The following is a 26,019-nucleotide window of genomic DNA, read 5'->3' as shown; positions in this document are numbered from 1 at the left end:
GCCGACAGGTCGAACGCGGCCCCGGTTACGGCGGGGCGAACGCGGCGAGGCGGAATCCGGAACGATCAGGTGCCGCTCTCGGGGGCGGGCACCACCAGTACCGGGCGGCCCGCGTGGTGCAGCACCCGGTCCGACGTGCTGCCGAGCAGCAGCGAACGCACCGCGCCCATCCCACGGGTGCCGGTCACGATGAGCTTGGCGTCGATCTCGTCCGCCACGTCCACGATCGTCGCCCACACGGCCACCGCGTCCACGTCGCAGCGCGGGGTGGCGTTCAGCCCGGCCTGTCTGGCCAGGTCGGCGCCGTGCCGGGCCAGCTCGCGCATCGCCTCTCCCAGCGCCTCGTCCCCCGCCACGTCCCCGATGCCGGTCATGAGCCCGGCCGACGCCCTGGCCGAGGTCATCGCCAGCCGCTCCCACACCGTCAGCACGACGGCCGACTCCCCTTTCATGATCTCCCCCGCGAAGGTGATCGCCGCCTTGGCGTCGTCGGACCCGTCGTACGCAATCAGGATCGTCATTTCACCCCTCTATCCAGGGCGAACTGTTTCACGCCTGCCGGACGACCGGCCGCGCCACCAGCGAGCGCCTGGCGGACTGCCCCGGCGAGGGAGTGCCGGCGACTGGAGGAGCGGCGGGAGCGGAGCGACCAGAGCGGGGGAAGGCGGCGGCATGGGGCGACCGAGCCTGCCTCACGGAGTGGGGCCATGAGCGCAGCATCGACAGGCCGGCCACCGCCAGCACCCCGAGCTCGGTGACGACCACGGCCCGCTGGGTCAGCCCGGCCGGGATGTCGTCGTTGGTGAGCGGGATGCCGAACATCCGCACCACGTACGGGATCACGACCAGCACCAGCGCGCCGAGCGCGAGCCCGCACAGGATCCGCATCGCCCTGGCGTACCGGATCCTGGCCTTGGCCAGCAGCAGCCCGGCTACGGGCATGACGAGGAAGGCGGCGAAGGCCGCGTACCGGTGGATGCCGCCCGACAGCGACAGCGGCACGCCCGGCCGGTCGGTGGGGAAGGCGCCGATCAGGAACATGCTCGCGCCCCACGCCAGCAGCAGCCCCACGACCCAGCGGTTCACGCCCGCCCGGCGCATCGCCTCGGCGATCAGCGCCGATCCCACGGCGAACAACGTGAGAGAGGCGGGCAGGAGCCAGCCGGACTCGTGGAAGGCGTACTCGCTGATGACGCTGTGCAACGGGTCGAGGCCGGCCTCCGCGTGCAGGGTGACCATGGCGCCGGTGCCGATGCCGACGGCCGCGAATCCACTGACAAGCAATCCCTTCATGCCCTCAAAGCTCGTGGAGCGCGGCATTCCGGAGTATCGGAGATCGGCCCGAAACGGCCCTGAAGTGCCCCCTAGTACTTAAGTCGGGGCCCTCTCGGGGGACCCGGGCTGAGCTGTGCGGAAGTGACCCTGGGTAGGGCCTGCCCCCTCAGGGTGGTGCAGGGGGCCGCCCCCCCGATTTGACTTAGAGCGCGCTCTAAGGGCGAACCTGAGGACATGACGATGGGAGCAGGCATGAACAAGCGCGTTCTCGGAACCGGCGGCCCTCAGGTCTCCGCGCTCGGTCTCGGCTGCATGGGCATGTCCGAGTTCTACGGGCAGACGGACGAGGCGGAGTCGATCGCCGTCATCCACCGGGCGCTCGACCTGGGGATCGATTTCCTGGACACGGCCGACATGTACGGCCGGGGCGCCAACGAGGAGCTCGTCGGCCGCGCGGTCAAAGGCCGCAGGGACGAGGTCGTGCTGGCCACCAAGTTCGGGATCAAGCGCGAGGGCGACACCCGCTCGATCGAGAACAGCCCGGAGTACATCAGGGCCGCGTGCGACGCCTCACTCCGGCGCCTCGGCGTGGACCACATCGACCTCTACTACATGCACCGCCGCAACCCGGAGGTGCCGATCGAGGAGTCGGTCGGGGCCATGGCCGAGCTGGTCGAGCAGGGCAAGGTGCGCTATCTGGGCCTGTCGGAGGTGAGCGCCGAGACATTGCGCAAGGCGGCCTCCGTCCACCCGATCGCCGCGTTGCAGAGCGAGTACTCCCTGTTCACCAGGGGTCTGGAGGCTGAGATCCTGCCGGCGGCCAGGGAGGTGGGCACGGCGCTGGTGGCGTACTCGCCGATCAGCCGCGGCCTGCTGACCGGCGCGCTGCCGCGCTCGGAGGAGCTGCCCGCGGACGACTTCCGCCGCTACATGCCGCGCAACCTGGGCGAGAACGCCGAGCACAACGCCAGGCTCGTGGCCGAGGTGAAGCGGATCGCCGAGGCTGCCGGGATCACCGCGGCACAGCTCTCGCTGGCCTGGCTGCTCGCCCAGGGTGACGACATCGTGCCGATCCCGGGCACGAAGCGGCTGAAGTATCTGGAGGAGAACGCGGCCGCCGCGGACATCACGCTCACGGCCGAGCAGCTCGACGCGCTCGCGGCGGCCGTGCCCGCGGACGCGGTGCGCGGCACGCGGTACCCGAACATGTCGGAGATCGAGCGTTAGGCCCGCTTCCGCCCTCTTCCCCGGGAGGCGCGGAAACGCGGGCTAGGGCAGGTCGAAGTATGCGCGGATGGTGGTGGCGCCGGCCCTGGTGTGGACGCGTACGAGATCGCTGAGCAGGTTGACGATGAGCAGGCCCCGCGAGCCCGGGTCGCGCGGATCGACGGGCCTGCGCCCCACCAGCGGATCGGTGATGTGGCCGCTGTCGCTGACCTCGCACACCAGCCGGCCGCCCTCCGTCCACACCCGGATCGTGCCGGCGCCGCCGCCGTGGTCGAGGCTGTTGGCGCCCAGCTCGGCCACGGCCAGCCGGATGTCGTCGAGCCGGTCGCCGGTGAAGCCCAGCGCGGCGGCCTGCCGCGCGGCCAGGCCCCGCGCCGCCCACAGGTTGGTGCTGTCGAACCGCAGCGACTCGAAGTGCTCGGGCTCCTGCAGCGGCCGGTTGTGCCACCCGACCACGAGATCGGGCGCGTAGTCGTCGCTGTGCCACTCCCCCGACACGTCGCGCAGCACGGGATGGGTGCGCGCGGCCTCGCGGATGATCTCTGGGTCCAGGCCCACGGCGTCGTACGGGCACAGGATCGTGACGTGCCGGCCGGCGAACGACAGGTTGATCAACGCCTCGTGCTGGGCGCAGGCGGGATATTCCGTCTCCGTGCGCCCCGGCCAGATCGGCTCGCCGATGATCCGCACACGGCCGTCGGAGTGGCGGTCGGCGAAGTCACGCAGCACGGCGGGGATGATCCGCCCCGGGTTGCGCCCGGCCACGGTCATGTCGAGCATCCGCACGCGCCGGGCGTCCGCGCCCAGCGCGGACTCGATCAGGGCGAGATTGGGACCGGGGACCGCGATGGCGACCGGCTCTCCGGCGGTCAGGCCTTCCCGCACGAATGCCGTGGTCGCAGCCACGTATTCCTGGTCGCTCCGGTAGATGAGCGCCGGGTGCGAGAACGGTTCGGCCAGCATCGGATCTCACGCTACCCAATGATGATGACTTCATGGCAGTCCGTTGGGTACCTACACCAGTGTGAAGAGAGTCCAGGTCATCCGCCGCCCCCGCTACCCACGTCGGCTGCAACCCCTCGATCTGCGCACCCCTTCCGGCCGCAGGCTGCCGTTCTGAGCGCATCGAAGTCTATGCTCATGACATGTCGGAAATGCAGATGCGGGTCTCCGACGAGGATCGTGAGCGGACGACGCTCCAGCTGCGGCAAGCGTTCACCGAGGGCCGGCTGACGCAGCCAGAGCTGGAGGACCGGCTGGAGCTGGCCCTGACCGCCAAGACCTACGGCGACCTGCTGGGCCTGATCGCCGATCTCCCGGCCGAGCACACGCCAGCCGACGACGTGGTCGAGCTGGAGTCGAAGAACAACCACATCAAGCGCTCGGGCGACTGGGCGGTCCCCAGGCGGCTGCGGATCTCGTCCAAATACGGCGGCGTCGAGCTCGACTTCTCCGAGGCGGTCGTCCCCCATTCCGTCGTGGACGTCGAGCTCGACCTCGCGTACGGCTCCGCCAAGATAATCCTGCCGGAGGGCGCGGTGGCGAACGTGGACGCCTGGCGGGGCGACCACAACGAGCCGAAGGTCTCCGTGCCGAGCAGGCCCCGCCCCGGCGCGCTGTGCGTGGTGGTCAGCGGCAGGTCGAAGTACGGCGGGCTCACCGTGCGCTATCCGCGCAAGCGCTGGTTCACCCACTGACGGGGCAGCCCCTCACGAGGCCGTCAAGAGGTAGGTGCTGGCCCGGCGCAGCCATGCCGTGTTGAGCCTGGTCGCGAGGCGGTCGGGCACCAGCCGCACCGCCGGGCGATGCATGTTGGTCACCTCGGTGGCGGCGATCCTGGCGGGCCGCCGCACGACCTTGGAGCGGGCGCGCTCGTAGGCGCGCAGGGAGCCGCCCACGTCGGCCGTCGAACGCAGGTCGCCGATCGAGCGCGCCAGCAGCCAGGCGTCCTCGAGCGCCTGGTTGGCGCCCTGGGCCATGGTGGGCGGCATGGTGTGCGCGGAGTCGCCGGCCAGCGTGGTCGGCCCCTTGCCCCACACCCTGGGGATCGACTGACGGTGGTGCGGGAAGAAATCGATGTCCCCCATCGTCTCCAGCACCGTGGGGACCGGCTCCGCCCAGCCGCCGAACCGCTCGCGCAGCCGCTCCACCACGTCGGCGTCGCCGGCCCAGAAGGGTTTTCCCGGCGCGGACCTGACGTCGAACCACCACAGCAGCCGGCCGGCCCCCGCCGGGATCAGCCCGCACAGGCCCTTCGTGCCGGGGATCATCACAGCCCTGCGCTGCCCGGTCAGCGACGTGGGCACGGTCGTGAAACCCTGCCAGGTGACCCAGCCGCTCAGCTCGGCGGGGTCGCCGCCCCACAGCGCCCGGCGCACCACGGAGCGGCGCCCGTCGGCGCCCACCAGCACGTCGCCGCGCACGGTGCGGCCGTCGGCCAGGCGCGCCTCGGCCCGTTCGGGCGCCGCGTGCTCGACGGGCGCGCCGTAGGTCACCGGCACCCCCTCGGCGAGCAGCTCGACCAGCTCGCTGCGGGCCACGTGCACGGTGGGGTGGCCGTACCTGCGCTCGGCGGCCGTGAGATCGACGGTGACGAGCCTGCGGCCGTCGCTCGTCCAGGACTCCATGGTCTCCAGACGCCGGCCGACCCGCCCGCGGTCCGCCTTGAGCTCGTCGAGGATCGCCGTGCTGCCCGGCCAGAGCGTGACGGAGCCGCCGGCGGTGCGGAGCTCGGGGGCCTCCTCGTACACCTCGGCCTCGTGACCGGCGTCGATCAGGCCACGCGCGAGCGCGAGACCCGCGACCCCAGCCCCCACGACTATTGCTTTCATAGCGTTCCCCAACTCACCGTGGACGACGTCGCCGAGGCCGCCGGTGCGTAAACCGCTGCTACCCCGCCGAACGCGACATGTTCCTCCATACCATCGCGGGATTTGCTGGTGCCCTTGCACGGCTTTACACCGGCTTGATACCGATGGTGTTAGTGGGGTGCAAGTGATGGTCAAGTCCTGGCCCATAATGTTCCCTTCGTTCGCTAAACCAACGAAGGGCACGGAAAATGACTCCCCCTCGTCGTCGCCTGGCCATCGCGGCCGCGACGTTCACTCTTGCCGTCTTCACCACCGCCTGTGGTGCCCTGGGTCAGGCCGTTGACTGCAACACCGCCGCCAACGAAGCCACCAAGATCATGACGGACTGGAGTTCGGCGGTCACCAAGAACGCCACCGACACCAAGGCCGTCGGGGACGCCTCGACGACGGCGGCGGAGAAGACGAAGGAGCTCGCCGGCAAGTACGACGGCGACGTCGCCGCCGCGCTGAACGAGCTCGCCGCCAGCTTCGAGACCATGGAGAAGGGCGACCTCGCGGGCGTCACGGAGTTCACCGGCAAGATGAACAGCTTCGCCAGCAAGATCACCGCTGCCTGCTCCTGACCCATGAGTCGCGCGGTCGCCGTGCCGCCTGTGGGGGGCAGGTCGGCACGGCGGCCGCGTCACATTAGGGCGGATTCGTTCTAGTCTTGTCGCCCGTGACGGGTGACACACTCGCAGCGCCGACGGGGGCCGGCGCCGCCGCCTTACGGAGAATCGGGCTCGCCGCCTCATCGAGGCTCAGGCTCACCGGCCACCGCCTGCGAGTAAGCGTTATCACGCTGCTCGCCGCGGTGGCCTACGCCGTTCTCGGGCTGGTGAAGCTGATCAACTACCGGGCCACCTCATTGGACCTGGTGCTCGCGGACCAGACGGTGCGCAACTACGCCGCCTTCCAGCCGCCGTACGTCCCCGTGCTCGGCATGTTCCGCGACCGGGGCATGGACTACCTCCAGCTCGCCGACCACTTCTCCCCCATCTACGCCGTGCTGGCGCCGCTCTACTGGATCCACGACGGGCCAGGGACGCTGATCGTGGCGCAGGCGGTGCTGATGGCCGCCGCGATCCCGTTCCTGTGGCGCTACACCAGGCGGGTGCTGGGGGTCTGGCCCGCGTACCTGGTCTCCGTCGCGTACGCGCTGTCGTGGCCGGTGGCGCAGACGGTCTCGCTGGACGTGCACGAGGTCATGTTCGTCCCCCTGCTCACCGCGATCATGATCGAGCGCTACCACGCCGGGCGCATGCTGCCGACGTGCCTCGCGATGATCGATCTCCTCCTGGTCAAGGAGGACATGGGCCTCATGGTGGCGGGGTTCGGGCTGTGCCTGTTCGTCATGGGCGAGCGGTGGCGGGGCGTGTTGTGCGCGACGCTCGGCCTCGGAGCGGTGCTGCTCACCCGCGGCCTCGTGCTCTCCGTGTTCGGCGGCGACGCCAAGGACTTCTGGGCGTACGGGCATCTCGGGGACGACATCACCGGCGCGCTTCTGGGGATCATGCGCGATCCCCTGACCGCCCTGCTGCTGCCGTTCAGCGAGGAGACCAAGGTCGACACGCTGTTCCTGCTGGTGTGGCCGACACTGCTGCTGTGCCTGCTCTCGCCGCTGTCGCTGGCGGCGCTGCCGCACGTGCTGGAACGCATGCTGTCCGACCGCCTCTTCTGGTGGCAGGACAGCATGTGGCACAGCGCGTTCACAGTGGTGATCCTCTTCTGCGCGGGCGTGGACGGGCTGGCCAGGCTGCTGCGGTGGCTGAAGCGATCCGACGACACCGCCCTGAAGCTGGCCTGGTCGGCGGCGGTCTGCGCGGTCGCGCTCACGCTGGTCCCCAAGTACGCGTTCGACCAGCTCTACCATCCGTCCTTCTACAAGGAGCCCAAGGCGGCCGCGGCCGCGGAGGCGGTGAGCAAGATCCCCTCCGGTGTCGTCGTGGAGGCCGCCAACTCGATCGGACCCGCGCTGACCTCGCGCACCACCGTCCTGCTGTGGTCTCCCACCCCGCGCGGCGCGCCGTGGGTGGTGGCCGACACGGCCCGCTGGGAGTTCCCCTTCGGCTCGCCGAACGACCAGCTCGCCAAGGTCAACGAGCTCCAGGGACAGGGGTACGTGAAGGTCTACGAGCGCGACGGCTACGTGGTCCTGCGCCGCTGATCGGACCCGAGAGCCCGGGCGGCGCGCCCGTCTACGACCGGGTGGCCGCGTCCGGCGGGCGGGACCGAGGTGGCGGTCTCCACCGGAAAGCGGGGCCGCCACGCGGCCACCCACCGCTCCTCGCCGCGCGGCGTGAACAGCGTGAACGCCTCCTCCGGGGGCAGTGCGACGGGCAGCCGCCCGGTGGGCGTGTAGTGCGCGCCGCTCATCGCTCGGTCAGCCGGTGGGCGTCGGCGGACGTCGGCGTCAGCCCGTACACGGCCTTGAGCTGACCTAGCGAGACGCTCGCGCCTGCTCGTAGGCGCGCTGGAAGCCCTCCAGCACGGTCGGCCAGGAGCCCGCCGCGGGCGGCGTGGCGCGGTTGTGCGCGGCGATGGACTCGCGCAGCCCGGAGTCCGAGCACAGCCGGGCCACCGCCCGGGCGAGGTCGCCGAGGGTGCGGCCGAGCAGCCCCTCGGTGCCGTGCTCGACGAAGTCGGCGACGCCGCTCTGCGCCCTGGCCACCACCGGCACCCCCGCCGCCCGCGCCTCCAGCGCCGCGATCCCGAACGACTCCCGCGGGGCCGGCGCCACGAAGACGTCGGCGGACTCCAGGACCTTGGCGATCTGCTCCCTGGTGTAGCGGCCCGGCAGCGACACCCAGTCGCCCATGCCGTGCCTGGCCACGAAACGCTCCATCTGCCCGCGAGCGGGCCCGTCGCCGACGATCGTGGCCCGCATGGCGATCCGGGCGGGCACGTGGGCCCGGGCCGCCTGGAGGAGCCTCAGCAGCCGCACGGGGTGCTTGCGCGGCGCCAGCCGGCCCACCGCCACGATGTGGACCTCGTCACGCCGGTCCGGCGCGCCTGGGGGCGGCGCCCAGCCGGACAGGTCGAGGCCGTTGGACACCACGCGCACCGGCACGCCCGGCCCGGCGACCCCGCGGATCGGCGCCGCGGCGGCGTTGCTCACCGTGGTCGCCACCAGCCCCCAGCGCTGCCAGCCGTACACCAGCCGCAGCAGCCGGTAGACACCCCGCGTGAGCGGATCCCACATGCTGTGCACGGTCACCACGCACGGCGCCCCGGCCCGCACCGCCGCCCGCACGCCCATCCAGGCGAACGGCGAGACCGCGCCCGTGTGGACGTGCACCACGTCGGGACGCGACGAGGTGATCCACCGAGTGAGATGCCCCACGCCGAACGGGTGCACCGGCAGGTCGAACGGCATCCTGGCGACGATCCTGCGCACGCCGGGCAGCGCCTCGCCCCTGGTCGCCGTGGCCACCGACACCTCGTGGCCGGCCTCGCGCTGCATGCGTACGAGATCGGCCACCTGGACCTCGATCCCCCCGAGTCGCGGCAGGTAACAGTCACTCACGTGAAAGATCCGCACCCCTCCCAGACTAATCTGGGCGTGTGCCTCCACGTACCGCTGTGTTCTTCCATGCCCACCCCGACGACGAGGCCCTGCTGACGGCGGGCACCATGGCGATGCTCGCGGCCGAGGGGCACCGCGTGGTGCTCGTGGTGGCCACCGCGGGCGAGCGCGGCCTGGCCGAGATCGAGCCGGGGGAGACGCTGGGCGAGACCAGGATGAAGGAGCTCTACGAGTCGGCCGCCGTGCTGGGCTGCGCCCGCGTCGAGTGCCTCGGCTACGGCGACTCGGGGCTGAGCCCGAAGGGCGGCATAGCCGAGGAGCGGCCCGACAACGCCTTCATCGACGCCGACTCCGAAGAGGCGGCCAAGGCGCTGGCCGCGATCCTGCAGGAGGAGGGGGCCGACCTGCTGGCGATCTACGATCCGGCGGGCGGCTACGGGCATCCCGACCACGTGCAGGTGCACCGGGTGGGCAAGCGGGCCGCGCAGATCGCCGGCACCGAGATCGTGCTGGAGGCCACGGTCAACCGCGACCCCCTGGTGCGGCTGCTGAAGCTGGCGGGCCGGTTCTACCGGTTCCCGCCGGAGTTCGACGTGCGGACGTTCGAGAGCGCGTACTCGTCGAGCGAGACCATTACCCACCGGGTCAATGTCCGTAAATATGCGAAACAGAAGCGGGCCTCCATGGCCGCGCACACCTCACAGGCGAGCGGCGGCGACAGCGACCGCACGCTCGCCGTCATGCTGAAGGTCCCCCGCCCGCTCTACCGCTTCGTCTTCGGCACCGAGTGGTACGTCCGCCGCGACCTTCCCCCGGGGACACGGCTCCGTCATCCTTTCGAGCAGTGGCCCAAGTAATACCTCCGGACGAAGTGGCCACCGGGCGCGACCCGGCAGACTGGACACCGATGAAGAACAAGTGGCTGCAGATCGCCCTGTCCGTGCTGTCGCTCGGGCTGGCCGTGCTGCTCGTGGTCTACCTGCCGCAGATCGTGCGGACCCTCACCGGCAAGCCCGTCTCCTGGGCCGAGATCGGCGCGGTGTTCGGCACGCTGCGGTTCGGCGAGGTCGCCCTGATGACCGCGCTGTGGCTGATGAGTCTGCTGGCCTACACGTTCGTGCTGACCAACTCGCTGCCCGGGCTCAACAACCTGCAGGGCCTGACGCTCAACGCGGCGGGCAGCGCGGTGAGCAACCTGCTGCCGTTCGGCGGGGCGGTGGGGGTGGCGCTGTCGTTCGCGATGGCCAGGGGCTGGGGCTTCGGCAACCGGGCGATCGTGGTCATGACGCTGGTCAGCGGCATCTGGAACACGTTGTTCAGGTTCGTCCTGCCGGCCATCGGGATCATCGCGCTGCTGTCGGCCGGCGTGGCGCCCAACGGGACGGTCGCCAAGGCGGGCTGGACGGGCGCGATCTCGATCCTGGTGCTCTGCGCGATCGTGGCCGTCGCGCTCTACTGGGACCGCGCCGCCACCGTGCTCGGCCGCGTCCTCGACGGCATCACCCGGCTGCTGCGCCTGAGGATCGGCGCCTCGCAGGCGTTCCAGCGACTGCGCACCGACACCGCGGGGGTCGTGAGGACCCGATGGCCCGGGCTGTCGCTCGGCATGATCTTCTTCCTGGGCTTCCAGTGGGCGATCATGGCGGCCTGCATGCACGCCACCGGCGCCTGGCCGGGCCTGGCCCAGTCGATCGCCGTCTTCGCCCTGTCGCGGGTGCTCACGAGCGCCGTGATCACGCCCAGCGGGGCGGGGATCATGGAGAGCGGCGTGGCGGCTCTGCTCATCACCGCGTTCGCCGTTCCGGAGGCTCCGGCCATAGCCACCGCACTGCTTTTCGGCTTCTGGACTTACACTATCGAGATCCCGTTCGGTGGCCTGGCTCTGGGCGCTTGGGCGCTGCTGCGCAGGCGCAACGGCCGGAACACCGACGCGCAGTCCCCGTCCGCGATCTCGAAGGCCCCCCAGTGACAATCCCAAACCCCTCAAAGACCTTGTGCGTCATTCGTAGGCGCGCATAGCGTGGCGGCTGACATGGTGGCGTTCCGAGTTCTGGGGCCAGTCGAGGCGTACGAACAAGACGACGAACTCGACCTCGGCGGGTTGCGGCAGCGGGCCGTCCTCGCCCGACTCCTCGTGGCCAGGGGTCAGGTCGTGCCGGTTGACACACTTCTTTACGATTTGTGGACCGACGACGCGGCCAAGGGCGCGCAGTCGGGTCTGCAGGTCTACATCTCCCGCCTGCGCAGGGTGCTGGAGCCCGGCCGCCCGCGCGGCGGCCCCAACCGCCTGCTGGTGACGGTCGCCTCCGGCTACGCGCTGCGGGTGGCCTCCGACCAGGTCGACGCGCTCAGGTTCGAGCAGCTCGTCCGCGCGGCCGGCGAGCACCTGGAGGAGGGCGACCCGCAGTCGGCCCGCAGCCGCCTGGAGAAGGCGCTCGACCTCTGGCGCGGCACCCCCTACTCCGACTTCGCCGACCAGCAGTGGGCCGAGGCCGAGGTCAACCGGCTGACCGAGCTGCGCCTGGTGGCGCGCGAGCGGCACGCCGACACCAGGCTGCGGCTGGGGCTGCACGCCGAGACCGTGCCCGACCTCGAGGCGCACACCACCGAGCACCCCCTCCGCGAGGAGGGCTGGCGGCTGCTGGCGCTGGGGCTCTACCGCTGCGGCCGGCAGGGCGACGCGCTGGGCGCGCTGCGCAGGGCCAGGAACATCCTGGCCGACGAGCTCGGCATCGACCCGGGCCCGGCGCTGCGCAAGCTGGAGTCCGACATCCTGGCCCAGTCCCCCGAGCTCGACCTCGCCGTCCCGGCGCGGCCCGCCCGGCCGGCGCCGGCCACCGACACCTGGCCGCCCAGGCCGACCGCGGCCGTCGAGCCGCCGCCGCTGGAGCCCGAGCCGTTCGTCGGCCGCGACGCCGAGCTGGCCAGGCTGACCACGGCGGCCTCGCGCACGGGCAGGTTCCAGGTCGCGATCGTGACCGGGGTCGCGGGCGCGGGCAAGACCACGCTGCTGCGCCGACTGGAGGGCCAGCTGGCCGGCGACGGCTGGATCACCGCCTCCGGCGCCTGCCCCGACTCCAGCGCCACCCCGCCGGGGTGGGCGTGGGTGGAGATCCTGCGCACGCTCGTCGGCATGACCGGTGCGGGCGAATACGCCCAGTTACTCGCACCGCTGCTCGACGACGCCGCGCCCGACCCCGACGAGGACGAGGTCTCCGGCGGGTTCCGGCTGCACCGCGCGGTCGGCGGCTACCTGGCCGGGGTCGCACGGCGGGCGCCGGTGCTGCTGACGCTGGAAGACCTTCACTGGGCCGACGACCAGACGCTCGCCTTACTCCGTGCGCTGCCGAGCCTGCTGGCGACCAGCCGGGTGCTGCTCGTGGTGACGTGCAGGGAGAGCGAGCTCGACGACCGCCAGTCCGACGTGCTGGCCGCGCTGGCCCGGCTGGGCCCGGTCCGCGTGGGCCTGTCGGGGCTCGACCCGAAGGCCGTGGCCGAGCTGGTCAGGGCGACGTGCGTACGCGAGATCGACGAGGACGCGGTCGAGTCGATCGTCGAGCGCACCGGCGGCAACCCGTTCTTCGTCCGCGAGACCGTGCGCCTGCTCGACTCCGAGGGCGCGGCCGACCGGGCCAGCGCCACCGAGGTGCTCTCCCAGGTGCCGTCCGGCGTCCGCGACGTGCTGCGGCGGCGCATCTCGCGGCTGCCATCGGGCGCGCAGCAGATCCTGCTGCAGGCCGCCGTGATCGGCCGCGACGTCGACCTCGACGTGCTGATCGCGGCGACGAAGAACAACGAGGACGCGGTGATCGAGGCCGTCGAGGCGGCGCTGCTGGCCGGGCTGGTGACCGAGCCCGGTCCCGGGCTGCTCAGGTTCGACCACGACCTGGTGCGCGACACGATCTACTCCGACGCCTCCCGGCTGCGCCGCACCAGGCTGCACCTGGAAGTGGCGAGGGTCATCGAGCAGCACACGCCGTCTGACGTGGCGGCCCTGGCGCACCACTACTTCCTCGCCGACACGGCCGAGAAGGCCGTCCACTACGCGGGCCTGGCCGCCGAGCAGGCCGAGCGGCGCTTCGCCCACCGCGAGGCGGCCACGCTGTGGGAGCAGGCCATCGCGGCCTTCGACCGCTCCCGCAGCGACGAGCAGGGCGAGCAGCCCGAGCGTGCCAAGGAGCGGCTGCGGCTCATGCTGCGCCAGATCAGGGCGCTGGCGTTGTGCGGCGACATGCACGCAGCCAGGCTGCTGCGGCGTCAGGCCATGGACGCCGCGCTGCCCCTGGGCGACCTGGAGATCACCGCGAAGGTGGCGGCCTCGCTGGCCGTGCCGCACAAGGGCATGGCCCGCGACTTCACCCGCACCGCGTGGGAGATCGTCGACGTCACCGAGAAGGCGCTCATGGAGCTGCCCGCGGGCGAGCAGCGCCTGCGGGCCAGCCTGCTGACGACGCTCGCCCTGGAGCTGGAGGGCTCCTCCTCGCCCGAGCGCGGGCGGCAGGCGTCCCTGGAGGCGCTGGAGCTGGCTCGGCAGAGCGGCGACCCGGCGCTGATCGCCGCGGCGCTGAGCGGGCGGCTGCGGCAGTCGTACGACATCCCGGCCGTGGACACGCGCGAGAGCATCGGCAGGGAGCTGCTGGAGGTGGCCCAGCGCTCGGGGCAGATGGCCACGCAGGCGCTGGCGCACCTGGTGCTGCTGGAGTGCGCGGCGGCCAGGGGCGACTTCGCGGTGGCCGACGAGCACGCGGCGGCTGCCGACCAGCTGGCCAAGCAGTACGACCTGTCGGCCCCGGCCGCGGTCGTGGTCTGGTACGGCGGCATGCGGCTCATGATCGCCGGTGACTACGCGGGCGCCGAGCGGGCCTACCGGGAGGCGGCCAGGATGACCGAGCGGGCGGGCATGCTGGAGGGCCGCCAGGACCTCCCGCTGATCACGACGTTCTGCCTGCACCTGGTCGACGGCCGGGCGGCGGAGACGGTCGACCTGCTGGCCGCGAAGCACCAGCAGGGCGCCAAGTGGACGCTCGACGCCTACGCGCTGGCCCTGGCCTCGGCCGGGCACATCAACGACGCCAAGGCCGTGGCCGCCACGCGTCCGCCGGTGCGCCCCGACTTCCTGTACGAGCTGGCGATGACCTGGCGGGCGCTGGCCGGCATGCTGCTGGACGACCGGGAGCGGATGGTCGACTGCTACGACAAGCTCAAGCCGTTCGCCGACCGGGTGGCGGGCGCCGGCACCGGCGTGGTGGCGCTGTGGCCGGTGGCGCTGACACTCGGTGACCTCGCCATCCGCCTGGGGCAGCCGGACGCCGCGCGCGACCACTACAACAAGGCTCTGGAGGTGGCCGAGCGGGTGGGCGTGCCGCGCTGGGTGGAGGCGGCGCAGCGGTCGGTCAGCAGCTGACCTGGAGCCGGTCGCTCTTGACCGTCCCGGTGCCGCCGACGGCCAGCTCGACGCGGTACCACCCGGGGTTGCGCGAGATCACCGGCCGCCACTCGACGGTCCTGGTGGCGCCGGCGAAGCCCTCGTGCTTCACCAGATACGTGCGCCAGGAATTGTCGGCAGGGCTCCAGCGGGCCAGCCGCCAGCTGTAGTGCACACCCTGGGCGGGGTCGGTGTTGACCACCACGGTCCGGGCGACGTACGACGTGGCGCACCCCGACCCGGCCAGGGCGCTCACGGCGATCCTGCCGGCCTCGGCGGGGGCGGCCATCTCCTCGGTGATGGGCACCTCCTGGGCCGACAGGGTGACGGTCCGCGTGGGCTCGGTGGCGGAGCTGGCGTTACTGTAGGCGGAGAAGCCGACGTACGCGCTGGTGAACGCGAGTGCGGCCACGAAGAGCTTGGCCGCGTTCGCGGTGCCACTGGCCAGGACCGCTGCGCTTCTCGTCGTCGACATCGTCAACACCCCTTTTTGCTCACCCTTAGAGTGGAGCGGGGTGGTTGAGTGTCGGTTGTCGGTGGGTTGCACCCTTTGACGAGGCGCTTGCAAGCGGGCGTGACAATTGCTTGCACCTTAAATAAGGTAAGGCTGACCTAATGACTTCCGGAGGGCGGGCTCGATGATCGATGACCCCACGAGGCCGTTCTGGCTCGGCCTGCCCTACTGGCTGGTGGGCGCGATCCTGATCCTCGCCCTGTTCGGCGCGTTCCAGGTCTACTACTGGGTCGGCCGCAAGCTGGGCGAGAAGCTCTACGAGTCGCGCATCGGCGTCAAGGTGGGCCGCGAGCGGATCGCGGCCGTCGAGCGGGTCGTCGAGAAGTGGGGCGCACTGGCCGTCTACGGGTGCTTCTGGGTGCCCATGCTCCGGCACACGCTGCCGTGGGTGGCCGGCGCGCTGCGGGTCTCCTATCCCTGGTACGTGGTGGCCAGCGCGCTGGGCTGCCTCACCTGGGCGCCCTTGTGGTGGTTCGGACTGTGGGGCTGGCTGCAACTGGCCGTGCGCTCGCCCGCCGCGGCGGCGGCCGTCGCCGTGTTGGTCGTCGGCGGCGGGGCCTGGCTCGCGGTGCGACGCAGGAGGCGGCGCCGCTCCGCGCCGGATGAGAAGGCCCTGGTCAGCTGAGATCGCTCCGGTCTTCGATGACGGCCTCCGGAGCGTTCCTGCGCACGGTCTCGATGCCGTTCACGCAGGCCATCTTGGTCGGATAGCCCTCTCCGACCGCCAGCGTCTGCCCGTTGTTCGCCACGAGCGCGAAGCGGAAGCCGCCCTGCCCGTCCTCACTGATGATGAACCTGCCCGCCATGGCATTCATTTACCCCCAGCAGATGCGGCTTTATGGCGCTACTCGGCAAACAAACCCTTGATCTCCTGCCACCATGTTTGCCATGCGTATTGCGGGATTGATCAGTTCTGCCGTACTCGCCGTGGTTGTGGGGATCTCGTCGCCGGCAGCCGCCGAGGCCGATCCGCCCACGGTGAAGGCCTCGTCCGCGTACGTCGTCGACTCGGAGGGAACGGTCCACTTCGGCAAGAGTGAGACGCGGCGGGTGCCGGTGGCCAGCCTCGTCAAGGTCATGACCGCGTACGTCGTGCTGCGCGAGGCCCGGCTGAGCGACACGATCACGATCACCGCGACGGACGTCAAGTACGCCGCCCATGGCGGCGCCGCCACGGCCGGGCTGAAGAAGGGCGAGCGCCTCACGGTCAGGGACCTCCTTTACGGCCTCATGCTGCCCTCTGGGGCGGACGCGGCCAACGCCCTGGCCCGCCAGTACGGCCCCGGCAAGACGGCCTTCGTCGCCAAGATGAACAGCACCGCCCGCGCCCTCGGCCTGACCGACACCCGCTACACGAACGCGGACGGCATGCCCACCCCGGGCAACGGCGGCTATTCGACGGCCGTGGACCAGGCCAAGCTGGCGCAGCGGGCGCTGGCGAGCAGCACGTTCAGGACCGTGGTCGGGACGAAGGAGCACAAGGTCGCCAAGACCGCCCTGCACAGGGCGCACACCTGGCGGAACTCGAACAAGCTGCTGTCGCGGACGGACGGCGTGCTGGGCGTGAAGACCGGCTACACGAACGCGGCCAAGTACTGCCTGCTGTTCGCCGGCGAGCGGAGCGGCAGGCAAGTGGTGGGCGTCCTGCTCGGCGACGCCAACGAACGCCGCTTCTCCACGGCCGAACAGCTTCTCGACTACGCCGGCGAGCAGATCGCGAGCGGCTGACGCCCGGTCAGCCGCATGTGATGCGTCCCGCGCCGGCCAGGTGGCCCATGCCCCGGGCGGCGCATATGAGCAGCCACGAGGCGGGCACGATGCCGCCCCGGACGCGCTCGCCCTCGAGCGGTCCCGAGATCACTGTGCCGGTGAGGCCGGGGCGGCAGCCTGACCGGCTCACGGGACCTCCCCCGGCAGCGTCCGATCCGTCACATTTTGCAGCATCACGCCGTGCGGCACGCCGGATCCAGGCGGTCCGCCGTCCACCTGAGCGAGTGAGCCATCCGCACCCGGACCCCGGCCCTGGGCCGGTGCGGCCTGCGCGGCGCGTCCGGCAGCGCCTCGCCCAGCGACTCCCGGTATCCCATCGCGGTCTGGTGCGCGAGCACGTGCATGGCGTCCATATCTCCTCCTTAATCAATTAAGACCTTAATTGATTAAGAACCGTCTGGCAAGCTCTTTCGATACGGTTGAACGATGGCCAAGGTCACACTCCAGACGATCGCCGACCGGCTCGGCGTGTCCCGGGCCACCGTGTCCTACGCCTTCTCCCGCCCCGACCAGCTGAGTGAAGGGCTGCGGCGGCGGATCCTGGAGGTGGCCGACGAGCTCGGCTACGCGGGGCCCAACCCGACGGCCCGGTCGCTGCGGCTGGGGCGGGCGGGGGCGCTCGGGCTGATCTTCAGCGAGACGCTGGCGTACGCGTTCGCCGACCCCTACGCGATCGGGTTCTTCCAGGGGATCGCCACGGCCGCCGAGGACGCCGGGGTGGGGCTGCTCATCTTGCCGCTGCCGCACGGCGACCGGCGCAGCGAGACCGTGCGCGACGCGGTGGTCGACGCGTTCTGCGTGGTGTCGCTGCCCGACGGGCATCCGGCGCTGGCGGAGGTGCTGGCCAGGAAGCTGCCGGTGGTGATCGTGGACGAGCCGTACGTGCCCGGCCATCCGTTCGTCGGCATCGACGAGCCCGCGGCGGGGGCGGCGGCCGCCCGTCACGTGCTGGAGCTCGGGCACCGGCGGATCGGGGTGGCCATGGTGGGGCTCCACGACGACGGCTACACCGGATGGGCCGATCGGGAGCGGCAGGGGAGCGCGGCGTTCGAGGCCATGCGGCGGCGGCGCGAGGGCTACCAGAACGCCTGCGTGGAGGCCGGTCTCGACTGGGGTGACGTACCGTTCTACGAGGTCGCCCGCAACTCGCGGGAGGCCGGCAGGAAGGCGGGGCACGCGTTGCTCGGGCGCGATCCGCGGCCCACGGCGATCCTGACCAACACCGACGTGCTCGCGCTGGGCGTTCTCGACGCGGCCGCCGATCTGGGGCTGGAGGTGCCGGGCGAGCTGTCGGTGGTGGGGTTCTCCGACAGCGCCGCAGAGGAGGCGGGGCTGACGACGATCCGGCAGGCCAAGCAGGAGATCGGGGAGACGGCGGGGCGGCTGCTGCTGTCGGGGGGCGCGGCCGAGCCGGAGCGGCTGCTGTTCCCCCACGAGCTGATCGTCCGCTCCTCCACCGCCCCACCCCCACCAGCAGGCTAGCGCGCGAGGGCGGACGGGCCTGTGGGAGTGTCAGGTGTGCCAGACCGCGGCCACCGTCTCCCCCACGTCCATCGACCGGCCGTGGCGGGCGGCGGCGGGGCGGCGGGCCGGGTCGAGCAGGTTGGCGAGGGAGCGTCCCGTGACCTCCCGCCAGCTCACCGGATCCGGCGCGACCAGCGCCACCCGCACCCCGTCCCCCAGTTCGGCGATCTGCCGCTCCACGCCGGGCACGACCCCGCCGCCCCGCGTCACGGGCGCGACGACCACGACGCGGTCGTACCCGGCGGCCAGGTGGACGTTGGCGGGCGAGCGGATCCCGCCGTCGATGTAGCGGCGCCTGCCGATGGTGACGGGCGGACGAAGGCCGGGGCCAGCCATGCCGGCGCAGACGGCGTCCAGCAGAGCGACACCGCTGCCGGCGTCGAAGTCGGCCGGTTCGCCGCTCTCCGCGTCCACGGCCGTGACCACCAGCCGTTTCGCGGGCCATTCCCGCACGTCGCCGAGCCACCGCGCCACTTCCACCCGCCGCTCGTCCTCCGTCGCGGTCCTCGCGGCCAGCGCGATCCGGCCCATCCGGGCGCCGTACTCCTGCGGCGTCCGTGACCGGGACAGGTGCCACATCATCCGGACGATTCCCAGCGGCGACGCCTTCGGCGCCCGCTCCCCCGCCACCGGGGGTGCGAGCTGGCCAGCGTACAGCTGCTCCAGGTCCAGGCCCGCGGCAAGCTGCGCGCCGACCAGGGCGCCCGCCGATGTGCCCACCACCAGGTCCGCCTCACGCAGATCGACGCCCCGCGCGGCGAGCCCGGCCAGCACCCCGATCTCCCAGGCGATGCCGAGCACCCCGCCACCGCCCAGCACCACGGCCCTGCCGGTCATGTCAGGGTCCCGCGGAAGGAGACGATGCGGTCGATCACCAGCTCGGGGACCTCCTGCGGCACCCCATGGCCGACGCCGGGGACGATCTCCACCCGGCAGGATCCGGGCAGCAGCCGCCGCGCCCGCGCCGCCGCTCTCCGCGGCCGTAACATCCGGGTGCGTCCCCCCAAGATCAACTGCACGGGTACGGCGATCCGCCGCAGCGCCTCGTCCCTGTACGGGCGGGCGGGCGGCCGGTCCGAGCGGAACCACCGCACCCCGATCATCACCGGCGCCATGATCTCCGGCCGCTCGACGAGCGCGTGGTCGGCCAGCATTCTGGCCAGCCGCGGCTTCCACGACGACGGCGCCCGCATCGCGAAGACGGCGGCGAACAACCCGATCAGGAACGCCGGCCGCACCCGTTCAAGCCCGCCGGGATCGAGCAACGTGATCCTGGAGACCCGGCCGGAGCCCCGGATGGCGAGCCCCAGCACCAGCCAGCCGCCGTACGAGTGACCCACCACGTGCGCGCGCTCCAGCCCGAGCCCCGCCAGCACCTCTTCCAGCCAGGCGGCGGGGTCGCCCATCGGGGCCGTCTGCACGCTGCCGCCGGGGTCCTGGACGGTGTCGACCGCGTACACGGGCTGCCGGGCGCCGAGCCCTCGCACGAGGGCGTACCAGTTGGAGGCGTTCCCGCCGTGGCCGTGGACCAGCACGACGGGGTCACCGTGCGTGACGCCGTGCCGGTAGACACGGGTGGTGCCGCAGCTCGTTTCGACGTCGAGCATCTCCCGGTCGTCCGGCCACAGCGCCATGGCCCGCTCGTACGCGTCCAGGAACGCCTGCCTCGCCTCGCCGCTCGCGAAAGTGCCCATCCCGCCTCCTGGTACAACTGTATAGGGTACATTTGTACCAACCTCTGCCCCGCCCGTCCACCAGGAGTTCCGGATGGCTCGTGACCAGCGCCGCCGCGACATCGCCGAGGCGTTGCTGACGGTCGCCGGCGAGCGCGGCCTGCACGCCGCGACGATGCGCGCGGTGGCCGCGCAGGCCGGGGTGTCGCTGCATCTGGTGCAGCACTACTTCGAGACGAAAGAGCAGCTCATGCTGTACGCCCTCCGCTATCTGGCGGAGCGGATGGCCGAGCGGCTCGAGAAGAGGTTCGCCGGCCTCGATGACGACCCGCGCGCCGTCATCGAGGCCGTCCTCCAGGAGGCCCTGCCCACTGACGCGCAGAGCCGCGTCTTCCACCTGGTCTACACGTCGTATGCGGTCCTGGCGGTCACCGACCCCACGCTGGCCGCGCAGCCGCTCCTGACGGCGCCGAACGCGATGGAGGACTTCATCGCCGCCCAGCTGAGCCGGGCCAGTCCCGGCCTCGACGCCCGCACCGAGGCCGTCGCGCTGCTCGCCATGTCCGCCGGGCTCAACGCCGCGGTGCTGGCCGGCCAGCGCACCGCTGACGACGCGATGGCGGTGTTGCGCCACCAGCTCGACCGCCTGTGCCCGCGCTGACAAGCGCTTGCCCGGATTCCTCCGGAACCGATTTCCCCGGGGGTCGCCGCAGGTAGGGTGGTGGTCCCCCCTTCCCAAGGAAAGTCTCATGGCGGAATTCATCGAGGTCCGCACGACGATCGAAGGCCACGAGAGAGCAGCCGCCCTGGCGGACGGCATCCTGCGGGCGGGCCTGGCCACGTCCATCGACATCGACGAAGCGCCGCCCGGCGAGAGCACCTGGCGGCTCACGCTCATCACCACGCGACGGCACGCACCGGCCCTGGAGCGGGAGATCAGGGTCGTCGGTGGGCACGGGCCGATCGTCGCCCACCCGGTCGCCCACGACGTCGACGGCTACCCCGACTGGCTCACCGGCCCTCCCTGACCTCGGGGTCGAGCAGGTCAGCCGGTCGCCCCGCTCCTCCGGCGGAAGGCCTGCGCGCCCGCACGGTGCACGGCGGCCTTGACCAGCCCGAAGATCGCCCCCTGCACCATGGCGGCGACGAGGACCTCGGCCCAGCCGCGCTCCAGGTCGTCGGCGTCGGGCGCGTCGTCCTCACCCGCGGCCACCTTCCACACCCGCTTGAACAGCGCGGCCGCCAGCGCGGCACTGAGCATGCTCGTGCCCAGCGACACGGCTTTCTCCACGGAACGCATCTCGCCTCATCTCCTCATGACGAGTCACGACGGGTACGACGAGGTCTGCCCGTGCCCCATGTCACGCTCCTAAACGCGGAAGTGCTCACCGAGTTCGGCCTGGACGACCTCCTGGCGAGATCGGCGACGGCTGCGACAGGGCGGCCCTGTTCCCCGAGGAGCCGTTGTGGAGCGGCGACTGGCCCACCGGCGGGCGCCCGAGGGCTTCACCGACATCGGCCGGCTTCGACCCGGCCCCGCGCGGACCGGTCGCTCAGCGCTGGTGGGCGGCGGCCCAGCAGTTCGCCGCGCCCGGCTTGCCGCAGGTCACCAAGGTGTCGAGCACCTTGGCGAGGGCGGCCGTCCTGGGGTTGCCCGGGTCGTTGGCCTCCTCGTGGGGATCGGTGACGGTGTTGTAGTACTCGGGTTTCGGGTCGTTCTCGTACTCGACGTACAGCTCGCCTGCGGTGCGCACGGCCGCGTAGGTGGGCGCCATGGTCTTGCCCCTCCCCAGAGAGTCCGAGTCCGGGTCGATCCCCGGCCCGCCGCGGCCGGGCTTGGTGTGTTCGAGCAGCGCCACGTCGCGCCAGTCCGGCACCTGGCGGCCCTGGACGAGGGGCAGCAGGCTGCGTCCGTCGCGGCTGTCGCGGAGCGCCGGGTCGATCCCGGCCATGTCGAGGAAGGTCGCGAACAGGTCCACGTTCTGGGCGATGGCATCGGTCACGAGGTCGCCCTGCGGGCTCCCCTCCGGGCGCTTGACCAGCAGCGGCACCCGTACGTCGTGGTCGTAGGCGGTGGTCTTGCCGCGCGCCAGGCCATGCTGACCGAGGTGGAAGCCGTTGTCGCTGGTGAACACCACGTACGTGTTCCGCCGCTCCCGCTCCGTCAGCGTCCCGAGGACGCGCTGGACCATGTCGTCGACCGACTGCACCATGCGGATCCGGTTGCGGAAGTCCTTGCGCAGAGCCGCGATGAGCTTCGGCTCGAGGGGCTTCCTGGACACCCAGGACGGCTTGTCGGCGGTGTCCTCGTTGAACGCGGGCAGCTTGGCCACGTCGAGGGTCGAGCAGTCGGCACCGCCGCAGTCCCCGTGCGGGAACTGCCCGGCGGGCCACTTGGTCTTGGGCCGGTCACGCGGCGCCGGCGGGAAACGCGGCTCCTTTTCCCCCGGCTTGACCCTGATCCTGTTGTGCGGGGAGAACGGCGAGACCTGGAGGAAGAACGGCTTGTCCGGCGCGTATTCGCGGGAGCGCTCGATGAAGCCCACCGCCCGCCGCGCGAGCTCGTCCGTCATGTAGGTGCCGTCGGAGCGGTCGAGCGGCCGGACGTTCGCCCCCTTCTCCTTGATGTAGCGGGTGAGCTGGTATCTGAACTCGTTGTAGCCGCCGCCCGCGGACACGTGCCACTCGTCCCACCCGGCCGGCGCCTTGTAGCCGGGGCGCACCGGGTACTCGTTGATGTACTTGCCGAGATAGCCGGTGCGGTAGCCGGCCTGGTCCAACGCGACGGCGTACGTGCGGCTCTCGTGCCGCGCGAAGGCCCTGTAGCCGCCTCTGTCCCAGCCCTGGTTGGTCAGCACGCCGGTGTTGTGCGGGAACTGGCCGGTGAACATCGAGGCCCGCGACGGGCAGCAAAGCGAGTCGGCGACGTAGTAATGGGTGAACGTGGTGCCGCCCTTGGCCAGGCTGCGGGCGGCGTCCATGTATTGGAGCAGCTCGGCCGACATGTCGTCGACCAGGAAGAAGATGATGTTCGGTCGCTGGGGCTCGGCGGCGGCGGGCGTGGCGTGCGCCTGGCCTGCCGTGGTCAGGATCAAGGCGATGGCCGGCACCATCGCCCACACTCTCGGGATCTTCGCGGTCATGGACATGACTGGCCTTTACGGAGGGAGGGAGCTCGGCGTCCGATGTACCCTAATGTCCGTTATTGCGAAGAATCAACCTATTAGTCCCATTATGGGCACCAAGAGGGCCCGGGAGACGTCAGAGCAGCCCCAGCTGTCCCAGAAACGTGAAACCGGCACCCCTGCTAGGGCCGGGTGACCGCGGTGGCGATGATCGCCACGACGACGTTCCCGACCAGCGCACCGACCGCCGAAATGGCTGTGGACATCTCGACGGGGGCGTCTGTGCAGCACCACCAGGCCCAGGTCCTGCCTATTGCTGCGCTCGCAGCGATATTCTCTTGACGCTCATTTGTTACGTTCTCCAGAACCCATGACGAGGCTCCAGATAGACGACCTTCGGCTCGCTCGGGTCGGGGAAGCGGAGCATGATGAACCCGCGCCCCCAGGCTCACGCAGGTGTCGCGCCGCCCTCCTGACAGGGCTGTCGAGACGGATGCTGCCAAATGCGGCCGGGGCTACCGCGCTCAGGCCGCGCCCATGGCTCTGCTTTTTGCCGCGGCGAAGAATATGCGCCCGCCATTTTCACACGCGCCCATGATTTTCTGGCCGTCGCCGAAAACGGAGAATTCGGCCTGCAGCCACCGATCACGTCGCGCGCATCAGCCCATGGCACGCGATCGCGGCGGCGGCCACCACGTTGAGCGAGTCCACCCCCGCGGCCATCGCCGCCGCGCTCATCGGGATGCACACCGCCTGATCCGCCTCCTGCAGCCAGTGCGAGGACAACCCGTCGCCTTCGGAGCCGAGCAGCAGCGCCACTCGATCCTCCAGTTTGGCGGCGTCCAACGGGGTGACCGTCTGATCGGGGGTCAGGGCCAGCGTCTGGAAACCCGCCTCGCGCAATTGCGTCAGCCCGTCGAACCAGTCGTCCATCCGCGCGTACGGGATCGAGAACACCGCACCCATCGAGACCTTCACCGCACGCCGGTACAGCGGATCGGCGCACCGCGGCGACAGGATGATCCCGTTCACGCCCAGCGCGGCGGCACAGCGGAAGATCGCGCCGACGTTCGAGTGGTCGACCAGGTCCTCCAGCACCAGCAGCCGCCGTGCCCCGCCCTTCAGCAGGGTGTCCATGGAGGGGAGCGGGAGGCGTTCCATGGAGGCCAGGGCGCCGCGGTGGACCTGGAAGCCGGCGATGCCGGACATGATCTCGTCGCTCACCACGTAGACGAGGGCGTCGCCGAGGACGTCGGCCAGCGTGGGCAGCCAGCGGCGCGTGGTCAGGACCGAGCGGATCGGGTAGCCGGCGCCGATGGCACGCCTGATCACCTTCTCGCCCTCGGCGAGGAAGAGGCCGCGCTCGGCCTCCAGGCTCTTGCGCAACTCCACGTCCCGGAGCCCGGTGTAGTCGGACAGTCGCGGGTCGCCGGCGTCGGTGACGTACTCAAGCACCTTCCGATACTGCCATGCGCCGCCTGACCTGCCAGACCGCGGCGTAGCAGGTGAGCACCAGGCACAGACCGACCACCGTGCCCGCGCCGGTCTTGGTGATCACGCTGGGCAGGCCGAAGGCCGGGTTGGGCTCGTCCACGAGGGGCCAGAGGAGCGCTCCGGCCACCACCCCCACGGAGCAGGCTGCCATGACGGCCCGCCGGACCCGCGGCGAGATCGTCAACCGGTCCGGGACGGCGGCCGGGGCCATCCTGGACAGGCCCCGCCACGCCCACCACACCACGACGGCCAGGCCGATCGCGGACGAGGTGTACTGCAGGAGGCGGAACAGCCTGATCACGCCGAAGACCGAGACGGACAGCCAGGGGCCCCACTCCTCCGGGCCGGTGGAGTGGGTGAAGGAGTCCCAGGCGACGTGGGAGGCCGCGCCGATCACGGCGCCCACGGCGATGGGCAACGGCCGGAGCCGGTCAGGGGTCAGGAGGGCGGCGCGCCCCGCCAGCGACGGCGGGAGCAGGGAGATCAGCGGGTCTCTGAAGACGCCGTGGAACAGCGGCACCAGCACCAGCACCGCGGCCAGGTCGATGGTGACGACGCCGAGCCAGGAGTGCCAGTTGGTGTAGTCGGGCAGGAACGGCAGGAAGATCGGCAGGTCCGGGACCATCGCGCCCATCGCCAGCGCCCAGGGGTCGGCGAACCTGCGTACGCGCGCAGATGAGATCAGCGGCACCACCGCGGCCATGTGACTGGGCGTGAACGGCACGATTCCCCCAAATCCCCGGATCCTCGACCCCCGAATCGCCGAGGCCCCGCACGGCTCCCGAACCACCCTCCGCGATCATCGCCCATTATGCGGTGAATCTTGACCATCCTTTGCCGACGTCTTCCGAGGCCACGGTCGGCAATGGGTACGTTACGTATCGCTGTCGACGGCCGGATAGCCGGGAGTTCGGGGGTTCACGGTGCCTGACCAGCGGATTCATGAGCGTCCGGCCGCGTCAGCCGATTGGCTGCGCGCCGCCCGCGCGGCGCGCGCACTCTCCGTGGCCACGCTCGCCTGGCTGGGCGTGGAAAGCACGCTGGGCCTGGCCGCCGGCCTGTCCGCGCACTCGGTCGCGCTGATCGGCTGGGCATTGTCCGCCCTGGTGGAGGCGGCGGCCAGCCTCATCGTGCTGTGGCGTTTCACCGGGGCGCGCACGCTCTCGCCGAGCGCGGAGACCTCCGCCAGGCGGGCGGTCGCCGTGAGCTTCTGGCTGCTCGCGCCCTACCTCGTCGTGCACGTGGCCCACGACCTGGGCGAGGGGCAGCGCGCGGCGCCGAGCGCCCTGGGGATCGTGGTGACTGCGTTCAGCCTGGTGAGCATGCCGGTGCTGGGCATGGCGAAGCGGCGGCTCGGCCGGCGGCTGGCCTCGGCGGCCACGTCCGGCGAGGGCGCGCAGAACCTCCTCTGCGGGGCGATGGCGGCGGGCGTCCTGGCCGGGCTGTGGCTCAACACGATGGGCTGCTGGTGGGTCGATCCGGTGGTGGCGCTCGTGCTGGCGGCGGTCGCGGTCCGGGAGGGGAGGCGAGCCTGGCGCGGAAACGCCTGCGCCCACTGAGAACGATCATTCAAGGACGCCGATATTGCCCGCAATCCGGTCACGCTTGCGGCCAACC

29 protein-coding genes are annotated in these 26,019 nt (G+C 71.3%); 13 read left to right on the top strand and 16 right to left on the bottom strand.

The features are described 5' to 3' along the window. Positions 1-65 precede the first annotated feature (65 nt). Both ID574_RS27600 and ID574_RS27595 read right to left on the bottom strand, forming a co-directional pair. A complete protein-coding gene (locus ID574_RS27600; RefSeq protein WP_188191855.1) occupies positions 66-521 on the bottom strand; it encodes a universal stress protein in 456 nt (151 codons plus the stop codon). A 28-nt stretch (positions 522-549) separates the two neighbouring features. Next, positions 550-1,293, bottom strand: a complete 744-nt coding sequence (locus ID574_RS27595) for a DUF998 domain-containing protein (RefSeq protein WP_188191854.1) — start codon at positions 1,291-1,293, stop codon at positions 550-552. Between the two features lie 234 nt (positions 1,294-1,527). On the opposite strand from ID574_RS27595, the gene ID574_RS27590 reads away from it, so the two are divergent. After that, complete coding sequence (locus ID574_RS27590; protein ID WP_188191853.1) at positions 1,528-2,502, top strand: aldo/keto reductase; 975 nt, start codon at positions 1,528-1,530, stop codon at positions 2,500-2,502. A gap of 42 nt (positions 2,503-2,544) precedes the next feature. Here ID574_RS27590 and ID574_RS27585 read toward each other — a convergent pair whose 3' ends face one another. Then, positions 2,545-3,465, bottom strand: a complete 921-nt coding sequence (locus ID574_RS27585; RefSeq protein ID WP_188191852.1) for a sensor histidine kinase — start codon at positions 3,463-3,465, stop codon at positions 2,545-2,547. A gap of 182 nt (positions 3,466-3,647) precedes the next feature. Here ID574_RS27585 and ID574_RS27580 point away from each other — a divergent pair, with 182 nt between their 5' ends. Continuing rightward, the gene (locus ID574_RS27580) at positions 3,648-4,199 is read left to right on the top strand and encodes a DUF1707 SHOCT-like domain-containing protein (protein WP_223167112.1); all 552 of its coding nucleotides are present in this window, start codon (positions 3,648-3,650) and stop codon (positions 4,197-4,199) included. A gap of 12 nt (positions 4,200-4,211) precedes the next feature. On the opposite strand, the gene ID574_RS27575 is transcribed toward ID574_RS27580, so the two are convergent. Continuing rightward, complete coding sequence (locus ID574_RS27575; RefSeq protein WP_188191851.1) at positions 4,212-5,333, bottom strand: FAD-dependent oxidoreductase; 1,122 nt, start codon at positions 5,331-5,333, stop codon at positions 4,212-4,214. Positions 5,334-5,560: 227 nt separating this feature from the next. Between ID574_RS27575 and ID574_RS27570 the strand changes: the two genes are divergently transcribed. Then, positions 5,561-5,935: a hypothetical protein gene (locus ID574_RS27570; RefSeq protein WP_188191850.1), complete on the top strand. Its 375-nt coding sequence runs from the start codon at positions 5,561-5,563 to the stop codon at positions 5,933-5,935. A gap of 95 nt (positions 5,936-6,030) precedes the next feature. Further along, positions 6,031-7,518, top strand: coding sequence for a DUF2079 domain-containing protein (locus ID574_RS27565; protein WP_223167111.1), 1,488 nt, complete (start codon positions 6,031-6,033; stop codon positions 7,516-7,518). Here ID574_RS27565 and ID574_RS27560 read toward each other — a convergent pair. Together ID574_RS27560 and ID574_RS27555 are read right to left on the bottom strand one after the other, a co-directional pair. Continuing rightward, positions 7,497-7,727: a hypothetical protein gene (locus tag ID574_RS27560; protein ID WP_188191849.1), complete on the bottom strand. Its 231-nt coding sequence runs from the start codon at positions 7,725-7,727 to the stop codon at positions 7,497-7,499. The genes ID574_RS27565 and ID574_RS27560 overlap by 22 nt on opposite strands. 64 nt (positions 7,728-7,791) lie before the next feature. Next, positions 7,792-8,877, bottom strand: a complete 1,086-nt coding sequence (locus tag ID574_RS27555; protein WP_223167110.1) for a glycosyltransferase — start codon at positions 8,875-8,877, stop codon at positions 7,792-7,794. Positions 8,878-8,915: 38 nt separating this feature from the next. Between ID574_RS27555 and ID574_RS27550 the strand changes: the two genes are divergently transcribed. The 3 genes from ID574_RS27550 to ID574_RS27540 all read left to right on the top strand — a co-directional run bounded on the left by ID574_RS27550 (position 8,916) and on the right by ID574_RS27540 (position 14,281). Continuing rightward, the gene (locus ID574_RS27550; protein WP_223167109.1) at positions 8,916-9,734 is read left to right on the top strand and encodes a PIG-L deacetylase family protein; all 819 of its coding nucleotides are present in this window, start codon (positions 8,916-8,918) and stop codon (positions 9,732-9,734) included. A 50-nt stretch (positions 9,735-9,784) separates the two neighbouring features. Next, the gene (locus ID574_RS27545) at positions 9,785-10,846 is read left to right on the top strand and encodes a lysylphosphatidylglycerol synthase domain-containing protein (protein WP_188191847.1); all 1,062 of its coding nucleotides are present in this window, start codon (positions 9,785-9,787) and stop codon (positions 10,844-10,846) included. 63 nt (positions 10,847-10,909) lie between these two features. Next, on the top strand, positions 10,910-14,281 hold the full coding sequence (locus ID574_RS27540) for an ATP-binding protein (protein WP_188191846.1): 3,372 nt from the start codon (positions 10,910-10,912) through the stop codon (positions 14,279-14,281). Here the strand turns inward: ID574_RS27540 and ID574_RS27535 are convergent. Beyond that, positions 14,271-14,777: a hypothetical protein gene (locus ID574_RS27535; RefSeq protein WP_188191845.1), complete on the bottom strand. Its 507-nt coding sequence runs from the start codon at positions 14,775-14,777 to the stop codon at positions 14,271-14,273. The genes ID574_RS27540 and ID574_RS27535 overlap by 11 nt on opposite strands. 163 nt (positions 14,778-14,940) lie before the next feature. Here ID574_RS27535 and ID574_RS27530 point away from each other — a divergent pair, with 163 nt between their 5' ends. Beyond that, positions 14,941-15,441 carry a DedA family protein gene (locus ID574_RS27530; RefSeq protein WP_188191844.1) on the top strand — a complete coding sequence of 167 codons (501 nt, stop codon included), beginning with the start codon at positions 14,941-14,943 and terminating at the stop codon, positions 15,439-15,441. Here ID574_RS27530 and ID574_RS27525 read toward each other — a convergent pair. Beyond that, positions 15,434-15,631, bottom strand: a complete 198-nt coding sequence (locus ID574_RS27525) for a YegP family protein (protein ID WP_223167108.1) — start codon at positions 15,629-15,631, stop codon at positions 15,434-15,436. The genes ID574_RS27530 and ID574_RS27525 overlap by 8 nt on opposite strands. A gap of 73 nt (positions 15,632-15,704) precedes the next feature. Between ID574_RS27525 and ID574_RS27520 the strand changes: the two genes are divergently transcribed. After that, on the top strand, positions 15,705-16,544 hold the full coding sequence (locus tag ID574_RS27520) for a D-alanyl-D-alanine carboxypeptidase family protein (RefSeq protein ID WP_223167107.1): 840 nt from the start codon (positions 15,705-15,707) through the stop codon (positions 16,542-16,544). 7 nt (positions 16,545-16,551) lie between these two features. Here the strand turns inward: ID574_RS27520 and ID574_RS27515 are convergent, their stop codons facing one another. Further along, a complete protein-coding gene (locus tag ID574_RS27515) occupies positions 16,552-16,716 on the bottom strand; it encodes a hypothetical protein (protein ID WP_188191842.1) in 165 nt (54 codons plus the stop codon). 43 nt (positions 16,717-16,759) lie between these two features. Further along, the gene (locus tag ID574_RS27510; protein WP_188191841.1) at positions 16,760-16,939 is read right to left on the bottom strand and encodes a hypothetical protein; all 180 of its coding nucleotides are present in this window, start codon (positions 16,937-16,939) and stop codon (positions 16,760-16,762) included. A 73-nt stretch (positions 16,940-17,012) separates the two neighbouring features. On the opposite strand from ID574_RS27510, the gene ID574_RS27505 reads away from it, so the two are divergent. Further along, positions 17,013-18,068 carry a LacI family DNA-binding transcriptional regulator gene (locus tag ID574_RS27505; protein ID WP_188191840.1) on the top strand — a complete coding sequence of 352 codons (1,056 nt, stop codon included), beginning with the start codon at positions 17,013-17,015 and terminating at the stop codon, positions 18,066-18,068. A gap of 30 nt (positions 18,069-18,098) precedes the next feature. On the opposite strand, the gene ID574_RS27500 is transcribed toward ID574_RS27505, so the two are convergent. Together ID574_RS27500 and ID574_RS27495 are read right to left on the bottom strand one after the other, a co-directional pair. Next, the gene (locus tag ID574_RS27500; protein WP_188191839.1) at positions 18,099-18,947 is read right to left on the bottom strand and encodes a patatin-like phospholipase family protein; all 849 of its coding nucleotides are present in this window, start codon (positions 18,945-18,947) and stop codon (positions 18,099-18,101) included. Continuing rightward, on the bottom strand, positions 18,944-19,804 hold the full coding sequence (locus tag ID574_RS27495) for an alpha/beta fold hydrolase (RefSeq protein WP_223167106.1): 861 nt from the start codon (positions 19,802-19,804) through the stop codon (positions 18,944-18,946). The genes ID574_RS27500 and ID574_RS27495 overlap by 4 nt, the downstream gene beginning before the upstream one ends. A gap of 73 nt (positions 19,805-19,877) precedes the next feature. On the opposite strand from ID574_RS27495, the gene ID574_RS27490 reads away from it, so the two are divergent. Both ID574_RS27490 and ID574_RS27485 read left to right on the top strand, forming a co-directional pair. Next, the gene (locus ID574_RS27490) at positions 19,878-20,444 is read left to right on the top strand and encodes a TetR/AcrR family transcriptional regulator (protein WP_188191838.1); all 567 of its coding nucleotides are present in this window, start codon (positions 19,878-19,880) and stop codon (positions 20,442-20,444) included. 88 nt (positions 20,445-20,532) lie between these two features. After that, entirely contained in the window at positions 20,533-20,811 is a 279-nt protein-coding gene (locus ID574_RS27485; protein ID WP_188191837.1) for a hypothetical protein, read from the top strand. Positions 20,812-20,828: 17 nt separating this feature from the next. On the opposite strand, the gene ID574_RS27480 is transcribed toward ID574_RS27485, so the two are convergent. From ID574_RS27480 to ID574_RS27465, 4 genes are all read right to left on the bottom strand, one after another. After that, complete coding sequence (locus ID574_RS27480; protein WP_188191836.1) at positions 20,829-21,083, bottom strand: DUF4235 domain-containing protein; 255 nt, start codon at positions 21,081-21,083, stop codon at positions 20,829-20,831. 253 nt (positions 21,084-21,336) lie between these two features. Continuing rightward, positions 21,337-22,932: a sulfatase family protein gene (locus tag ID574_RS27475; RefSeq protein WP_188191835.1), complete on the bottom strand. Its 1,596-nt coding sequence runs from the start codon at positions 22,930-22,932 to the stop codon at positions 21,337-21,339. Between the two features lie 621 nt (positions 22,933-23,553). Then, positions 23,554-24,363, bottom strand: coding sequence for a TrmH family RNA methyltransferase (locus tag ID574_RS27470; RefSeq protein ID WP_188191834.1), 810 nt, complete (start codon positions 24,361-24,363; stop codon positions 23,554-23,556). Then, the gene (locus ID574_RS27465; protein WP_188191833.1) at positions 24,356-25,126 is read right to left on the bottom strand and encodes a DUF4184 family protein; all 771 of its coding nucleotides are present in this window, start codon (positions 25,124-25,126) and stop codon (positions 24,356-24,358) included. The genes ID574_RS27470 and ID574_RS27465 overlap by 8 nt, the downstream gene beginning before the upstream one ends. Before the next feature lie 199 nt (positions 25,127-25,325). On the opposite strand from ID574_RS27465, the gene ID574_RS27460 reads away from it, so the two are divergent. Then, positions 25,326-25,961, top strand: coding sequence for a cation efflux transmembrane domain-containing protein (locus ID574_RS27460; protein WP_223167105.1), 636 nt, complete (start codon positions 25,326-25,328; stop codon positions 25,959-25,961). The last annotated feature ends 58 nt before the right edge of the window (positions 25,962-26,019 follow it).

Source organism: Nonomuraea sp. SYSU D8015 (genome assembly GCF_008065375.1).
GTDB lineage: Bacteria > Actinomycetota > Actinomycetes > Streptosporangiales > Streptosporangiaceae > Nonomuraea.
Note: the sequence above shows the minus strand (reverse complement) of the source record. Positions and strands in the feature narration are given on the sequence as shown.

What these genes read in the sequence shown, in the direction of transcription:
- ID574_RS27600 (WP_188191855.1), bottom strand. Translation starts at nt 521, where the DNA reads ATGACGATCCTGATTGCGTACGACGGGTCCGACGACGCCAAGGCGGCG.
- ID574_RS27595 (WP_188191854.1), bottom strand. Translation starts at nt 1,293, where the DNA reads ATGAAGGGATTGCTTGTCAGTGGATTCGCGGCCGTCGGCATCGGCACC.
- ID574_RS27590 (WP_188191853.1), top strand. Translation starts at nt 1,528, where the DNA reads ATGAACAAGCGCGTTCTCGGAACCGGCGGCCCTCAGGTCTCCGCGCTC.
- ID574_RS27585 (WP_188191852.1), bottom strand. Translation starts at nt 3,465, where the DNA reads ATGCTGGCCGAACCGTTCTCGCACCCGGCGCTCATCTACCGGAGCGAC.
- ID574_RS27580 (WP_223167112.1), top strand. Translation starts at nt 3,648, where the DNA reads ATGTCGGAAATGCAGATGCGGGTCTCCGACGAGGATCGTGAGCGGACG.
- ID574_RS27575 (WP_188191851.1), bottom strand. Translation starts at nt 5,333, where the DNA reads ATGAAAGCAATAGTCGTGGGGGCTGGGGTCGCGGGTCTCGCGCTCGCG.
- ID574_RS27570 (WP_188191850.1), top strand. Translation starts at nt 5,561, where the DNA reads ATGACTCCCCCTCGTCGTCGCCTGGCCATCGCGGCCGCGACGTTCACT.
- ID574_RS27560 (WP_188191849.1), bottom strand. Translation starts at nt 7,727, where the DNA reads ATGAGCGGCGCGCACTACACGCCCACCGGGCGGCTGCCCGTCGCACTG.
- ID574_RS27545 (WP_188191847.1), top strand. Translation starts at nt 9,785, where the DNA reads ATGAAGAACAAGTGGCTGCAGATCGCCCTGTCCGTGCTGTCGCTCGGG.
- ID574_RS27540 (WP_188191846.1), top strand. Translation starts at nt 10,910, where the DNA reads ATGGTGGCGTTCCGAGTTCTGGGGCCAGTCGAGGCGTACGAACAAGAC.
- ID574_RS27535 (WP_188191845.1), bottom strand. Translation starts at nt 14,777, where the DNA reads ATGTCGACGACGAGAAGCGCAGCGGTCCTGGCCAGTGGCACCGCGAAC.
- ID574_RS27530 (WP_188191844.1), top strand. Translation starts at nt 14,941, where the DNA reads ATGATCGATGACCCCACGAGGCCGTTCTGGCTCGGCCTGCCCTACTGG.
- ID574_RS27525 (WP_223167108.1), bottom strand. Translation starts at nt 15,631, where the DNA reads ATGAATGCCATGGCGGGCAGGTTCATCATCAGTGAGGACGGGCAGGGC.
- ID574_RS27520 (WP_223167107.1), top strand. Translation starts at nt 15,705, where the DNA reads ATGCGTATTGCGGGATTGATCAGTTCTGCCGTACTCGCCGTGGTTGTG.
- ID574_RS27510 (WP_188191841.1), bottom strand. Translation starts at nt 16,939, where the DNA reads ATGGACGCCATGCACGTGCTCGCGCACCAGACCGCGATGGGATACCGG.
- ID574_RS27505 (WP_188191840.1), top strand. Translation starts at nt 17,013, where the DNA reads ATGGCCAAGGTCACACTCCAGACGATCGCCGACCGGCTCGGCGTGTCC.
- ID574_RS27500 (WP_188191839.1), bottom strand. Translation starts at nt 18,947, where the DNA reads ATGACCGGCAGGGCCGTGGTGCTGGGCGGTGGCGGGGTGCTCGGCATC.
- ID574_RS27495 (WP_223167106.1), bottom strand. Translation starts at nt 19,804, where the DNA reads ATGGGCACTTTCGCGAGCGGCGAGGCGAGGCAGGCGTTCCTGGACGCG.
- ID574_RS27490 (WP_188191838.1), top strand. Translation starts at nt 19,878, where the DNA reads ATGGCTCGTGACCAGCGCCGCCGCGACATCGCCGAGGCGTTGCTGACG.
- ID574_RS27485 (WP_188191837.1), top strand. Translation starts at nt 20,533, where the DNA reads ATGGCGGAATTCATCGAGGTCCGCACGACGATCGAAGGCCACGAGAGA.
- ID574_RS27480 (WP_188191836.1), bottom strand. Translation starts at nt 21,083, where the DNA reads ATGCGTTCCGTGGAGAAAGCCGTGTCGCTGGGCACGAGCATGCTCAGT.
- ID574_RS27475 (WP_188191835.1), bottom strand. Translation starts at nt 22,932, where the DNA reads ATGTCCATGACCGCGAAGATCCCGAGAGTGTGGGCGATGGTGCCGGCC.